Here is a 14802-nt window from a genome sequence, read left to right as displayed (position 1 = left end):
ATTCTTTCATCCTTGCAATCCTGCCGTCAAGATTGCTGGATTATCTGCATTCCGGAATGCTATCAATCTATCATCCCTGATGGAGTTCCTGCCAACATTCAAAAGCAAAGAAATCATCATTTTCAATCAATTTTATGGCTTTGGCGGTGTTTGGCACTCAAAGGCAATGTTTGTCTTGGTAATGTCTTGCAATACTCTCATAAGCAGATCTTTACTTTGTAAAATGATTTTTATTAACAGATTTATGCAAAGTATCTCTCAAAAATGGACACTAAACAGAACGGCATCGAGCCGTTTTTCCCTGTTAAATTTAATCCGTCCCGAAGGGCGGATTTTTGTGTTCATCAGAACACGGCAAGTTGTGTTTTGAGGCACTCGAAACCGAGTTCGTGCCTCAAAACAACTTGCCCTGCCGGGAGCTGAAAAAACCACTCCGAAGTCGAGGTTTTGTATGAATTTAAAATGGATTAGTGATGAATGAGAATAATAAAAGAAAACAAAATAAAGGCGGACGGAAGGCAAAAATCGACCCAAGCATCCACCGCCACGTTTTTCGTCTTACTGATGAAGAAAATGCCAAACTTTTATCGCTTTTTGAAACATCGGGAATGCCCAATAAAGCAAAGTTTATCATTTCTCTGTTGTTTGGTAACGAGATGAAATCAGTTAAAATAGATAAAGGCACGGTTGATTTTTATATGAGATTGACTTCGTTTCATAGTCAATTTCGTTCTGTGGGTGTCAATTACAACCAAATAGTGAAGCTTTTGTATAAGAATTTTTCCGAGAAAAAAGCCGCAGCGTTTCTATACAAATTAGAAAAACAAACGGCTGAAATGGCAATGTTGTGTCAAAAAATCATTCAGATTAGCGAAGAATTTGAAACAAAGTATCTGAAAAAACAGCCTTAGAAATGATAGCAAAAATTGGCAGAAGCGGAAATCTATATGGAGCATTGGCGTACAATCAACTGAAAGTGGAGAATGAGAACGGACAGATTTTGTTCACCAATAAGATGATTGAAACCGCTAATGGTCATTATTCCGTTTCGCAATTGGCTCAATCTTTTGCACCTTATCTCATAGCGAACCGCAATACCGAGAAACACACCTTGCATATTTCGCTCAATCCTGACCCGAGAGATGAGGTAAGTGATGACAAGTTTCGAGAAATGGCGGAAGAATATATGCGTGAAATGGGCTATGGCGAACAGCCTTTTGTGATTTTCAAACATACCGATATTGACCGCAGCCATATCCATATTGTTTCGGTTTGCGTGGATGAAGAAGGTAAAAAGATTTCTGATAAATTCGAGAAAATGCGGTCTATGAATGTGTGCCGGGAACTCGAAAGGAAACACGGATTGATAGCTGCTACAGATAAAGAACATAAGCTGAATGACAAGATTTTTAGTCCCATAAATTACAAAGCAGGCGATGTAAAAAGTCAGATAGCTTCAGTTATTCGCCATTTGCCAAACTATTATCAATACCAAACTTTGGGAGAATACAACGCCTTGCTTTCTTTGTTTAACATTACCACCGAAAAGGTAGAAGGAGAATTGCAAGGGCAGTTGCAGAAGGGTTTATTGTACATTCCCTTAAATGAAAAAGGAGAAAAAGCAGGTCATCCGTTCAAGGCATCTTTGTTTGGGAAAAGTGCTGGACTTCCAGCTTTGGAATTGCATTTTGAGCAAAGTAAAATTGCATTAAAAAATAATCCTGTTCAAAAAACTTTAAAATCTGCTATAAACATTGCTTTACAATCAACAACTGATGAATTGAGTTTTAAGAAACAATTAACCGAACAAGGAATTAATGTAGTGGTGCGCAGAAATGATGTAGGACGAATTTACGGAATAACTTTTATAGACCATAATTCTAAGACAATTTGGAATGGTTCACGATTGGGAAAAGAACTTTCTGCTAATACTTTTAACGATTATTGGAATAACAACATCAAACCGGAAATTAAAGAACCAGTTCAATCACAAATAAAAGCTTCTAAGTCAAACGATGCGGAAAATTTACCTGTGGAAAAACCTCATCATTTCTTCGATTTTTTAAATACTGAAAAACACGAAGATGGTTTGGTCGAAGCATTGGGCGGCTTATTGCCTGAAATACAAGGAGAAGATTATGAAGAACAAGATTTTGCAAATAAAATGAAGAAGAAAAGGAAACGCCATAGAGGACAGCAATAGCAATCCGCCAAACAATGCCATTCGCAGACATTGACTACCACATTTTAAAAACCAATATTTACAACTTTTAAATTCACGCCCGAACATTAAAACTAAAATAATGCAGGGAGAAGACGATTTAAGAGGTCTTGCCAAAATAATGGCATTTATGCGGGCAGTAAGTATCCTTTTGGTACTGATGCACCTTTATTGGTTCTGCTACGGTTTCTTTTTGGAACGTGGCTGGACGCTGGAAATAATCAACAAAATCTTAGGCAATTTTGACCGAACAGCCGGTTTGTTTTCGCACAATTTATACACCAAAATTTTTGCTTTGGTACTGTTGGCATTAAGCTGTTTGGGAACAAAAGGCGTTAAAAATGAGAAGATAACTTGGTCTAAAATATATGTAGCTTTGTCGATTGGAATTATTTTGTTTTTTCTGAATTTTCCTTTGTTGAAACTACCTTTATTAACTGCCACATTTCTGTATATTTTTACCACTGCTTTAGGTTATATTGCTTTGATGGTAGCAGGAGTTTGGATGAGCCGTTTACTCCGTACCAATTTAATGGAAGATGTTTTCAACAATGAGAATGAGAGTTTTCAGCAGGAAACTAAATTGATGGAAAACGAGTATTCTGTCAATCTTCCTACAAAGTTTTATTATAAGGGCAAATGGAATAATGGCTGGATAAATATTGTCAATCCTTTCCGGGCGACTATTGTTTTGGGAACACCCGGTTCTGGAAAATCTTATGCGATTGTAAATAATTATATAAAGCAACAAATTGAAAAAGGGTTTTCAATGTACATCTACGATTTTAAATTTGATGACCTTTCTACCATTGCATACAATCATTTATTAAAACATCGGGATAAATACAAAGTTCAGCCAAAATTTTATGTGATAAATTTTGACGACCCACGAAAAAGCCACCGTTGCAATCCGCTCAATCCTGATTTTATGACGGATATTTCTGATGCCTACGAAGCTGCTTATACCATAATGCTAAACCTCAACCGAAGTTGGATACAGAAACAAGGCGATTTTTTTGTAGAAAGTCCGATAATTTTGTTAGCTGCCATTATTTGGTATTTGAAAATTTACGATGACGGAAAATATTGCACATTTCCGCACGCTATTGAATTGCTGAACAAAAAATATTCAGATGTTTTCACGATTTTAACTTCATATCCCGATTTGGAAAACTATTTATCTCCTTTTATGGATGCGTGGCAAGGTGGCGCACAAGACCAATTGCAAGGACAAATTGCATCGGCAAAAATCCCTTTATCAAGAATGATTTCTCCGCAGTTGTATTGGGTTATGACTGGCGATGATTTTTCTTTGGATATTAATAATCCTGAAGAACCTAAAATTTTATGTGTAGGTAATAATCCCGACCGACAGAATATTTATTCCGCAGCGTTGGGATTATACAATTCAAGGATTGTAAAGCTAATCAACAAAAAAGGGCAATTAAAAAGTTCGGTTATCATAGACGAATTGCCAACTATTTACTTTAGAGGATTGGATAATTTGATTGCAACTGCAAGAAGTAATAAAGTGGCTGTTTGTTTAGGTTTTCAAGATTTTTCACAATTGACGAGAGATTATGGCGACAAGGAAAGCAAGGTTATTCAGAATACGGTTGGTAATATTTTCAGCGGACAAGTGGTGGGAGAAACTGCAAAAAGCCTTTCGGAACGTTTCGGAAAGGTGTTGCAGAAAAGACAAAGTTTAACCATCAACCGAAGCGACAAATCAACTTCCATTTCTACGCAATTGGACAGTTTAATCCCAGCTTCAAAAATTTCAACTTTAACACAAGGGATGTTTGTTGGTGCAGTTTCGGATAACTTCGATGAGCGAATTGAACAGAAAATCTTTCACGCTGAAATTGTGGTGGACAATGAAAGTGTAGCATCAGAAACCAAAGCGTACCAAAAGATACCACAAATATTATCTTTCGTAAACCAGCAGGGCGAAGATGAAATGAAAAAACAGATTGAAGGGAATTACCGACAAATAAAGATGGACATTTTGAATATTGTAGAAAATGAATTGGAAAGAATTAAGAACGACCCAGATTTACAACATTTATTACAGCAGGCATAAAATGTTCTTACAACTACTTCAGTAAGCAGACAAATTTAAAAATGGTTGGTTAGGGAGTTATTATTAAATTTATTATGGTTCTTAAATTCTTTTTTTTGCTTTCTTTTGTTACCAACAAAACTTATTTGTATATCTTTGTCAAAATGTTGCGTAGATACACTGCCATATTATTCTTAATTGTTGCCCAAATAATGATTTTGGGGCACGGCATTGTATCGCACCATCACCACCTTGAAATTGTTAATGACGAACATCATAACGGCAAAAACAATGGCGAAACACCCTTAGAGATTGCATTTTCGGGTTTTATACACGCTGGTGAAAACATATCCTTTACAAATTCAAGCGAAACTAAAATTGTCATTTCCAAGGACGACGTAAAATCTATTAAGGCTCTGCCTATTCATTTTACTGCGCCCGTTGAATATATAGTTGACTATCAGAAAAATACTTTTCCACCAGATAGGCATATTATTTATCTACCACCGCTCCACGGAGCCTATTCCCTTCGGGGTCCCCCTTCATTCATTGTTGCTTAACTTTCAATCCTCGAAAGTTAAAATTTGACGTATGCCCATTTTTTCGGGCAAATTATTTATTTCTTACTATCAAATTTTTTAAACAATGAAAAAATCATTCATTATAGCGGCTTTTGCTGCCCTTACCTTAGTTGCCTGCAATACCAACGAGAAAAAATCTTCAGATAATACTGATCAAGTGACACCTGTGGAAACAGCAAATCAAGATAGCATTGATAAAGCACACGGGCATTCCCACGATCCTTCCGGTAATCATACTGCACCTGCTGCAAAAGCAGATAGTTCAACTGTAGCTCCTTTAAAGCAGGACAGTATTGATAAAGCACACGGACATAAGCATTAATTAATTTTTTAAGCAAAGTCTTATAATCATTGTAGCAAAGCCTGCGACTGTTTGGTATTGCGTACCCTTGTACGCAGTACTGCCAGGCTTTTATTGCCTAACTAAAAAATTAATTTCAAATGCAGTATGTAAAAATTGTTTTATCAATAGCCTTATTGCTATTGGTTTCAGGGTCGGCGTATGCTCACGGAGTAGATGAGGATACCCAAACTTTTTTAAGTGGAAATTCAGGCGTTGCTTTTGTACCGTTCCTGTATATAGGGGCAAAACATATGCTTACAGGTTACGACCACTTATTATTTCTTGTGGGCGTTATCTTTTTTCTTTATCGTCCAAAAGAAGTGCTTTTGTATGTGAGTTTTTTTACCATTGGTCATAGTATTACCCTTTTATTAGGTGTACTGGCAGATATGGCTATCAACGCTTACCTCATCGATGCTATTATAGCACTTTCAATCGTTTACAAAGGTTTTGATAATTTAGGTGGCTTTCAAAAATTCCTTGGTCGCCAGCCTAATACAAAAGCGGCTGTCTTAATCTTTGGACTTTTTCACGGTTTCGGTTTAGCCAGTAAATTACAGGAATTGAGTTTTGACCGAACAGGATTATTGACCAACCTGCTTGGTTTCAATATCGGTGTAGAGATAGGTCAATTCATCGCCTTAGCTCTTGTATTATTTGTTATCACCCTTTGGAGAAAATCACCGAGCTTTTTCAAATTCTCTACAGTTACCAATATGTTGCTTATGGCAGCGGGCTTTTTATTATTCGGCTACCAGTTAGTCGGTTATTTTAACTCTTAACAATTATCAAAATGTCAGAAATAGCACATAAAGTTTTAGATAAAAAATCTATCATAAAGCAGGTAATCATTGCTTTAATTATTGGAACCACCCTTCTCGTAAGTGCAGTATTACCAGCTGAATATGGTATAGACCCCTTAGGAATAGGAAAGGCAACCGGTTTCAGCAAGTTATATGTACCAGAAGGAAGTACAGAAAATCTAAGTTCAGAACCGCACAAGATATTGAAAATGGAAAATGTAGGTTCGCCGGCGGATGTGGCAAAGCCTGATGCCGCAAACAACCCTGCGCCTGCTACACAATTGGCAGAACGTACAGATGATGTAAGCGTAGTTATTCCTGCCGGTAAAGGATTGGAGTACAAAGTAAATATGTTGAAATACGGACAATTAAAATATGAGTGGATTACCGATAAAGGTGAACTGTACTTTGATTTTCACGGAGAGGTAAAAAACAACAGCAACTACTTTGAAAGCTACACCATTGCTTATTCAAACAATATGGCAGGTTCATTTCTTGCTCCGTTTGAAGGTCCGCAAGGATGGTATTTCAAAAACAATTCAAATGAGGACATTACTGTCAAAATCAAAATGAAAGGACAGTATCTCCTTAAACAATAACCATTCAAACAAGATTATGATATGTTAAACAACATCATTCATTTTTCAATAAAAAATAAGTTGGTAATAGGATTATTTACCCTGGCATTAATTTGCTGGGGTTCCTATTCCGTTACCAAACTTCCTATTGATGCAACGCCCGATATTACAGACAATCAGGTAATGGTAATCACAGTATCGCCCACATTGGCAGCGCAGGAAGTAGAACAGCTCGTAACCTTTCCGGTAGAGCAAACAATGGTAAGTATTCCCGGCATAAAAGATATGCGTTCTTTTTCTCGCTTTGGTCTTTCCATAGTTACAATTGTCTTTGAAGAAAAAGTAGACATTTATTGGGGAAGACAACAAGTTCAGGAGCGGTTGACCTTGGCTGCTAAAAACATACCCGAAGGTGTCGGTGTTCCTGAAATGGCACCGCTTACCACAGGTTTAGGCGAAATTTACCAATACGTCATCCATCCTAAAAAAGGATATGAAGACAAATACGATGCTACCGAATTAAGAACTATTCAGGATTGGATTATTAAAAGACAACTTTTAGGAACACCGGGAGTAGCAGAAGTAAGCGGGTTTGGCGGATTTGTAAAACAGTATGAAATAGCCATAGAGCCAGACAGGCTCGCCAGCCAAAACATCAATATATCCGATATTTTCACCGCTTTAGAAAAGAATAATCAAAACACTGGTGGTGCTTATATCGATAAAGGCCCAAATGCTTTCTTTATTCGAAGCGAAGGTTTGGTAAAGAATATTGAGGAAATTAAAAAAATCGTAGTTAAAAACGAAGGGGGCATTCCTGTTTTGTTAAGGGATGTGGCAGATGTCCGTTTCGGAAATGGGGCAAGATATGGGGCAGCAACAAGAAATGCGCAGGGAGAAACCGTTACCGGAATTGTGATGATGCTAAAAGGTGCCAACTCTTCTGAAGTAATTACCAATGTAAAAGCAAAGATTGAAGAAATTCAAAAAAGTTTGCCCGAAGGTGTAGAGATAGAGCCGTTTCTTGACAGGAAAAAATTAGTAGATGGCGCCATATCAACAGTATCAACCAACTTGGTAGAAGGTGCTTTAATTGTAATTTTTGTTTTGATACTTTTCCTTGGTAATCTGCGTGGCGGTCTTGTGGTAGCCTCGGTTATTCCATTGGCAATGCTGTTTGCCATAGCGATGATGAACCTTTTTGGCGTATCCGGAAACCTAATGAGCCTTGGTGCCATCGATTTCGGAATTATTGTCGACGGAACGGTAATCATTGTAGAAGCAGTACTACACCGAATAACAACCAGCAAAAACCGGTACGGCGGAGTAGAAAAACTTACACAAGAACAAATGGATGAAGAAGTGTTTCAGTCTTCAACCAAAATTCGTTCGGCAGCAGCATTTGGAGAAATCATCATTCTTATTGTTTACCTACCGTTACTGGCATTGGTAGGTGTAGAAGGCAAGATGTTTACACCAATGGCGCAAACCGTTTCATTTGCTATTATGGGCGCATTCCTATTGTCATTCACTTATGTTCCGATGATGTCTGCATTAGTCCTCAGCAAAAAGACCACGCACAAAGACAACTTTTCGGATAAAATGATGAGAGCCATTCAAAGAGTGTACAGCCCCATCATTGAAGGAGCAATGAAACGAAAGCTGTTGGTAATATCTATTGCCGTGGCAATGTTTGTTATAACCCTTTTTGCATTCAACAGAATGGGCGGAGAATTTATACCCCAATTAGATGAGGGTGACTTTGCAGTAGAAACAAGAGTTCCCGTGGGCAGTTCCATTAACCAGATGATAGATGTATCCCAAAAAGCGCAAGATATTTTACTGAAAAATTATCCCGAAGTAAAGCAGGTAGTGAATAAGATAGGTTCGGGAGAAATCCCTACAGACCCAATGCCGATTGAAGCCGGTGATATGGTCGTTGTTTTAAAACCTAAAAAAGAATGGACAAGCGCAGCAGATAGAGAAGAATTGATTGATAAAATGCAACAATCACTTGCTGTTATTCCCAATGCTACTTTCAGCTTTCAACAGCCTATACAAATGCGTTTTAATGAGTTGCTAACCGGAGCTAAGCAAGATGTTGTCTTGAAAATTTATGGAGAAGACCTGGATGTACTTTCAGATTTGGCTTCTGATGTAGGAAAGAAAATAAAATCCGTTGAAGGTGTAGAAGATTTGTATGTTGAAGAAATCACAGGATTGCCACAAATAAGCATCCAATTCGACAGAGATAAAATAGCACAATACGGTATGAACGTAGAAGATGTAAACAGTGCCATTGAAACAGGATTTGCGGGAAAAACTGCAGGCTTGCTGTACGAAGGAGAAAGAAGATTTGATGTAGTGGTAAGATTAGACAGCGCATCAAGAGCCGACATTACAGATGTACAAAACCTATTTGTAAGTACACCAACAGGACAGCAGATACCTTTAAGCGAAGTCGCCAATATTTCCTATAAACCGGGTCCTGTACAAATACAGAGAGATAATGCCAAAAGACGTATTACGCTTGGTTTCAATGTTCGTAACCGCGATGTAAAAAGCATTGTGAATGATATACAGGACATCGTTGCAGCCAAAGTAAAAATGCCGGCAGGTTATCATATTACTTACGGCGGACAGTTCAAAAATCTGGAAGAAGCCAATGCAAGACTTGCCGTAGCCTTACCGGTAGCGCTATTGCTTATTTTGCTATTGCTCTATTTTACATTCCGTTCTGTGAAGCAAGGTTTGCTGATTTTTACAGCTATTCCGCTTTCAGCTATAGGTGGTGTATTTGCATTGCTGATAAGAGATATGCCTTTTAGTATTTCTGCTGGTGTAGGATTTATTGCGCTATTTGGCGTAGCGGTATTGAACGGTATTGTACTCATTGCAGAATTTAACCGATTGGCAAAAGAAGGCGTTACCGATATTTATGAGCGAGTGCGCATTGGCACAAAAGTGAGGTTAAGACCCGTATTAATGACGGCAATGGTGGCATCATTAGGTTTTCTTCCGATGGCTATTTCTTCCTCATCAGGTGCAGAAGTACAACGTCCTTTAGCAACCGTGGTTATTGGCGGGCTGATAACTGCAACAGCGCTTACCTTACTGGTGCTTCCGGTGCTCTATATCTATTTTACAAAATCAACATTCAAAATGAAAAAGAATAAAACATTACCAACGGCAATATTGCTCTTAGGTTTTTTATGCTTTTCATCTACACTGAAAGCGCAGGTATCTTCTGGAACAAACACAAGAGTATTGACCTTACAGCAATCTATTGATGAAGCCGTAAAAAACAACAACAGCATAAGGATTGCCGAATACAACATCAATGTTCAAAAAGCTTTGAAAAAAGGAAGCGTAACCATTCCAAAAACTGAGCTTTCTTACACACAGGGCGTTGTAAGCAACCCAACCATTAATGATAATCTCATTAACGTGACCCAACGCTTTGACTTTCCTACACTGTACAGCAACCAGTCAAAACTGGCACAAGAAAAGATAATCAGCACAGAAAAATACAAAGCCGTTTCGGAAAATGAATTGATAGAAAATGTGAAGCTGGCGTATTTGCAATACCAGTATGTTCTGGAAAAAGGAAAACTCATTGCAGCGTTAGACAGTATTTACAGCAATCTGAGCAAAGCAAGTGATGCAAGATACAGAACGGGAGAAAGTACCAATCTTGAAAAAATGACCTCTTCCGTTCAGTTAAAACAAATTCAAAATGAACTTGAAAAAAACAATGCCGATGTGAAAATTGCCAAACAACAATTGCAAACTTTACTGAATACCACAGATGATATCAGCATTGCAGAAACCAACCTTACGGCTAAAGAATTACTATTAACTATCGAAAACTTTTCTGCAAATAACAATCCCATTATTGGATACCTGCAACAAGAAGTAAACGTAAGCCAGCAGGAAATACAGGTTGAAAAGAGTAAAATGTTGCCCGAAATTATTTTGGGTTATAGCGCTCAGACTTATAAAGGAATGCAGACCATCAATGGTATTGACAGGACTTATACCGGAAAAGACAGGTTTAGCTTTTTTCAAATTGGTATTGGCATTCCATTGTTTCCGGGAGGTTATAAATCAAAAATTAATGCAGCAAAAATTAACCGGGAAATTGCAGCAACACAGGTGGAGCTGAATAAAACCAACCTCAATGGTCAGTTAAAAGAATTGGAACAGCAATATGCCAAACTTCAGAATGAGCTGAATTATTATCAGCAACAAGCTCTGCCACAAGCCAATTTAATCATCAGCAATTCCGAAAAAAGTTTTAAAAGCGGTGAGGTTTCCTATGCCCAGCATTTGCAAAATTTAACGCTGGCAAATAACATTCGTACCGCTTACGTAGAAAGCCTGTACAATTTCAATAAGGCAATTATCGCCATTGAAACACTTTCCGGCAATAAATAATCATTAAAAAAATTAGAAAAATGAATAGTTCGTTCAAAAAATACATTCCCTTTTTACTAATCGTAGTAATTACGGTGTTATCCTGTAAAGACCAAAAAGAAACAGCTACAGAACAGGCAGTTACAGAGAACAAAACCGATACTGCATCCCAAGTAAAACAAATAACATTTACGCCAGACCAGTACAAATTATCGGATATACAAACGGGTACTATAGAACTGCGAAACCTAAGCAATATCATCAAACTAACGGGTGCAATTGAAGCCGAACCCAACAGTGTAGCCACCGTATCTGCACCTTTAGGCGGTTACATCAAATCAGCAGGTTTATTACCCGGGCAATTTGTAAAAAAAGGGCAACAATTAGCCACACTCGAAAACCCTGAATTTATTTCCATACAACAGGAGTATTTAGAAAGCATTGGCAGGTTAGAATACCTATCGCAGGAATACAAAAGACAACAGGATTTAAGAAATGAGGATATAAATGCAGCAAAAACCTACCAGCAGGTAAGTTCCGACTTCAAAGTAATGAAAGCCCGCATCTCAGGATTAGAGCAGCAAATGGCTTTGATTGGCATCAGTACTGCTTCTCTTAAAAGGAGCAATAAAATTTCGAGAACAGCGGGCATTTATGCACCCATATCAGGTTACATAAAAAACAGCAATACCAATATCGGAAAATACGCATCGCCTACCGATATCCTATTTGAAATTACAGGTACCAATGACCTACATCTTGCTTTAAATGCCTTTGAGAAAGATTTAGGCAAAATTCAGGTAGGGCAAACCGTTAGGTTTTCACTATCCAATGAAAATGATTACAAGCACACCGGAAAAGTATTTTTGGTTGGGCAGGCTGCAGACGATAAAAAGATGATACCCGTACATTGCCATTTTACTAAAGATGTAAAACTACTGCCGGGAATGTATGTAAAAGCGTGGGTAGAAACCGGAACAGATGAAAAAAATGCAGTGCCGAATGATGCACTTGTACAGTTAGAAGGAGTGGATTATATTATTGCGCAGACCAATGAAGGCAAAAACGGTTATACTTTTCAATTAATACAAGTTGCCAAAGGCATAGAACAAGAAGGTTACACGGGCATAGAATTACCATCAACAGCAAATCCTCAACAAATAAAAATAGTTACCAAAAATGCGTACACTATTTTATCAGCGATTAAAAATGCCGAAGAAGAGGAATAGTTAAGATTTGCCCCAAATAGAAGTTAAAATATGTCCCTATTTATATTACAAAACATTATCCACTATACGCTGCATTTTTTCTTTCCAGGGTTAGTTGCTTTTGTATTTTTTAAAAAGGAATGGAAAACGGTTTGGATAATTTTATTATCAACGATGCTTGTTGACATTGACCATCTGTTTGCCGAACCAATATTTGATCCAAACAGATGCAGTGTAGGATTTCACTTTCTGCATTCATATTACGCTATAGTGCTGTATGTTTTGTTGTTCCTATTTGGAAACAAAATAATAAGAATTATTGCCCTTGGTTTATTGCTGCATATGGTAGCCGATTTTCAGGACTGTTTGTGGTAGTGAACGATTAATAACAAAAATTTTAAGAAATGCTTTTAAACAAAAAAATATCTATTTCATACTTTGTTAAGCAAGTAAAATGGCAAATATTCTTTGTAGTTACCTTTGCTCTAACCATTGGTTTTCTGCATTTAACCCCTGTACTGGCAGATATTGCAATACCATTTAGCATATTGGCTCTTTTAGGAACTATTGTTTCTATTTTACTTGCCTTTAGAACCTCACAGTCTTATGAAAGATGGTGGGAGGCGAGGATTGTTTGGGGAGCTATCGTTAATGACTCTCGAATACTTACAAGGCAATTGAACCAATTTCTATCGACTAAAGAAAAAGAAGAAATTAAAATCTTTGCTCAACGGCAAATTGTATGGGTGTATGCTCTGGGCGAAACCTTGAGGAAAGTAGGATTTTCTTCAAAAGTCGAAGCGTATATTAATTTTCATAAAATTAGTGCTGTCAATATTCCAAACGCTATTCTTGATGAGCATTCTAAACAAATGGGTTTTTTAGCAGAACAAAGAAAAATTTCGGAGTTTCAGCAACTGCAACTAAACGAAACAATTACTAAGCTATGTGATAGTATGGGGAAATGTGAACGCATAAAAAACACGGTATTCCCAAGAGCGTACAGCCTGCTATTACATACATTAATCTACGTTTTTACCATCTTGGTGCCATTCGGATTAGAGCATTCGCAGTTTACTATACAAATTATACTGTCAATACTTATTCCTATAATGTTTATTGCCATAGAAAAAACCGCCATAATGATGCAAGACCCATTTGAGAATACACCTGTTGATACTCCGATGACATCGCTGGCTTTAACCATAGAAATCAATATCAAGCAAATGATTGGTGAAGACGAAATACCCCAAAAGAAAGACAATGAGCTTTATTTTGAAATGTAGTGGTACTTAAGTTTTTATTATCAAACCTGTGTATCTGTCGTACAGAAATCAAAATTAAATAGACAATGAATAAAATAATTAAACCAATTATAGAACCCTTCAAATCTCTGAGGAATGCTACTTTTGCAAAGCTATATTTCGCCCAAATCGCAAGCCTTTTGGGTGATGCTTTTACTTGGCTCGGTTTGGCTTTGCTTACCTACCAAATGAGCCCTAAAAACGCAGCGGCAATATTAGCATCAGCCCTTACTTTAAGGGTAACAGCCTATATTCTCTTTTCGCCTTTTGCAGGTGTTGTATCAGAAAGATTTCAACGAAAGCAGATACTGCTCGTTACACAGGTGGCAAGAATGACAATCGTATGTGCGTTACCATTCGTTAATGCCGAATGGCAATTATATGGGTTGATATTTGCCTTGAATGTATTTGCAGCATTTTTTACACCAACTTATAGGGCAATTATTCCACAGATAGTTGAAAAAGAAATTTACAGAGAAGCCAATGGTTTATCAATGGCAACATTTCAGTTATTGAGTGTTTTCGGACCCGCACTGGCAGGGATTTTCGCAGTATGGATGGGTGCTACACAAATATTTTTCATAAATGGTGCAACTCTTTTCGTTGCTATACTTATAATACTTACTATTCCCAAAGGAACATTGCAAAAAGGTGTAAATAATGAGAATACAGCATCTAAAAATACGTGGAATGAAGTATTAAAAGGCATTCGATTACTATTCGGTAACAAAATTGTTCGTTTCGCTTTAAGCATCGAGTTTATATCAGCTATTGCAGGAGCTATCATCTTAGTAAATACAATAGGTTTGGTTAAAAATTCCTTGAAATTGGATGACCAACATTACGGTTGGATAATGTCAATTTTTGGCGTGGGTGCAGCTATTACCGCATTCTTATTGGGAAGTTTAGACAAATCGAAAAGTAGAAGTGTATCCCTAATAAGCGGTGCAATGTTACTAGGTATAGCCATTAGTTTTGCTAATTTTTTACCATACAACGGAGTAATGTTTTTATGGGTTTTGGCAGGTATCGGTCAAACATTAGCAGATATGCCGTCCGAAACCCTAATCGGCGAAAATATTGAAGCCAAAGACCACGGCAAAGTATATGGTGCTCATTTCGCATTTTCCCATTTATGGTGGGCAATAGCCTATCCCATTGCAGGATTTTTAGGTACACAGTTTCCCGGTCGGGAGTTTTTGTATGGCGGTATTGCCACAATTATTTTAGCGATTGCAGCTATTCTGCTGATTAGAAAACCACAGGTAAAACAATAAAAATGGCTT

12 protein-coding genes are annotated in these 14802 nt (G+C 37.5%); all 12 read left to right on the top strand.

Annotated features, from left to right (window positions below):
- The first annotated feature begins 473 nt into the window (after window positions 1-473).
- Entirely contained in the window at window positions 474-911 is a 438-nt protein-coding gene (mobA, locus tag AACH28_RS15570) for a conjugal transfer protein MobA (RefSeq protein WP_050378358.1), read from the top strand.
- Between the two features lie 2 nt (window positions 912-913).
- Window positions 914-2203: a conjugal transfer protein MobB gene (mobB, locus tag AACH28_RS15565; protein ID WP_050378357.1), complete on the top strand. Its 1290-nt coding sequence runs from the start codon at window positions 914-916 to the stop codon at window positions 2201-2203.
- Window positions 2204-2300: 97 nt separating this feature from the next.
- Entirely contained in the window at window positions 2301-4304 is a 2004-nt protein-coding gene (mobC, locus tag AACH28_RS15560) for a conjugal transfer protein MobC (protein ID WP_341833121.1), read from the top strand.
- 143 nt (window positions 4305-4447) lie between these two features.
- Complete coding sequence (locus AACH28_RS15555; RefSeq protein WP_074229979.1) at window positions 4448-4843, top strand: hypothetical protein; 396 nt, start codon at window positions 4448-4450, stop codon at window positions 4841-4843.
- Window positions 4844-4928: 85 nt separating this feature from the next.
- Entirely contained in the window at window positions 4929-5186 is a 258-nt protein-coding gene (locus tag AACH28_RS15550; protein ID WP_074229980.1) for a hypothetical protein, read from the top strand.
- 119 nt (window positions 5187-5305) lie between these two features.
- Complete coding sequence (locus AACH28_RS15545; RefSeq protein WP_074229981.1) at window positions 5306-5989, top strand: HupE/UreJ family protein; 684 nt, start codon at window positions 5306-5308, stop codon at window positions 5987-5989.
- An 11-nt stretch (window positions 5990-6000) separates the two neighbouring features.
- Window positions 6001-6609, top strand: coding sequence for a hypothetical protein (locus AACH28_RS15540; RefSeq protein ID WP_074229982.1), 609 nt, complete (start codon window positions 6001-6003; stop codon window positions 6607-6609).
- A 21-nt stretch (window positions 6610-6630) separates the two neighbouring features.
- Complete coding sequence (locus AACH28_RS15535; RefSeq protein WP_078674559.1) at window positions 6631-11025, top strand: CusA/CzcA family heavy metal efflux RND transporter; 4395 nt, start codon at window positions 6631-6633, stop codon at window positions 11023-11025.
- 20 nt (window positions 11026-11045) lie between these two features.
- Window positions 11046-12233 carry an efflux RND transporter periplasmic adaptor subunit gene (locus AACH28_RS15530; protein ID WP_074229984.1) on the top strand — a complete coding sequence of 396 codons (1188 nt, stop codon included), beginning with the start codon at window positions 11046-11048 and terminating at the stop codon, window positions 12231-12233.
- 30 nt (window positions 12234-12263) lie between these two features.
- Window positions 12264-12587: a DUF6122 family protein gene (locus AACH28_RS15525; protein WP_074229985.1), complete on the top strand. Its 324-nt coding sequence runs from the start codon at window positions 12264-12266 to the stop codon at window positions 12585-12587.
- 29 nt (window positions 12588-12616) lie between these two features.
- Window positions 12617-13498 carry a bestrophin family protein gene (locus tag AACH28_RS15520; RefSeq protein WP_074229986.1) on the top strand — a complete coding sequence of 294 codons (882 nt, stop codon included), beginning with the start codon at window positions 12617-12619 and terminating at the stop codon, window positions 13496-13498.
- A gap of 65 nt (window positions 13499-13563) precedes the next feature.
- On the top strand, window positions 13564-14793 hold the full coding sequence (locus tag AACH28_RS15515) for an MFS transporter (RefSeq protein ID WP_074229987.1): 1230 nt from the start codon (window positions 13564-13566) through the stop codon (window positions 14791-14793).
- Window positions 14794-14802: the final 9 nt, after the last annotated feature.

It is taken from the genome of Sphingobacterium thalpophilum (assembly GCF_038396785.1).
Taxonomy (GTDB): Bacteria; Bacteroidota; Bacteroidia; order Sphingobacteriales; family Sphingobacteriaceae; genus Sphingobacterium; species Sphingobacterium thalpophilum_A.
This window is presented reverse-complemented; position numbering and strand designations above follow the sequence as displayed.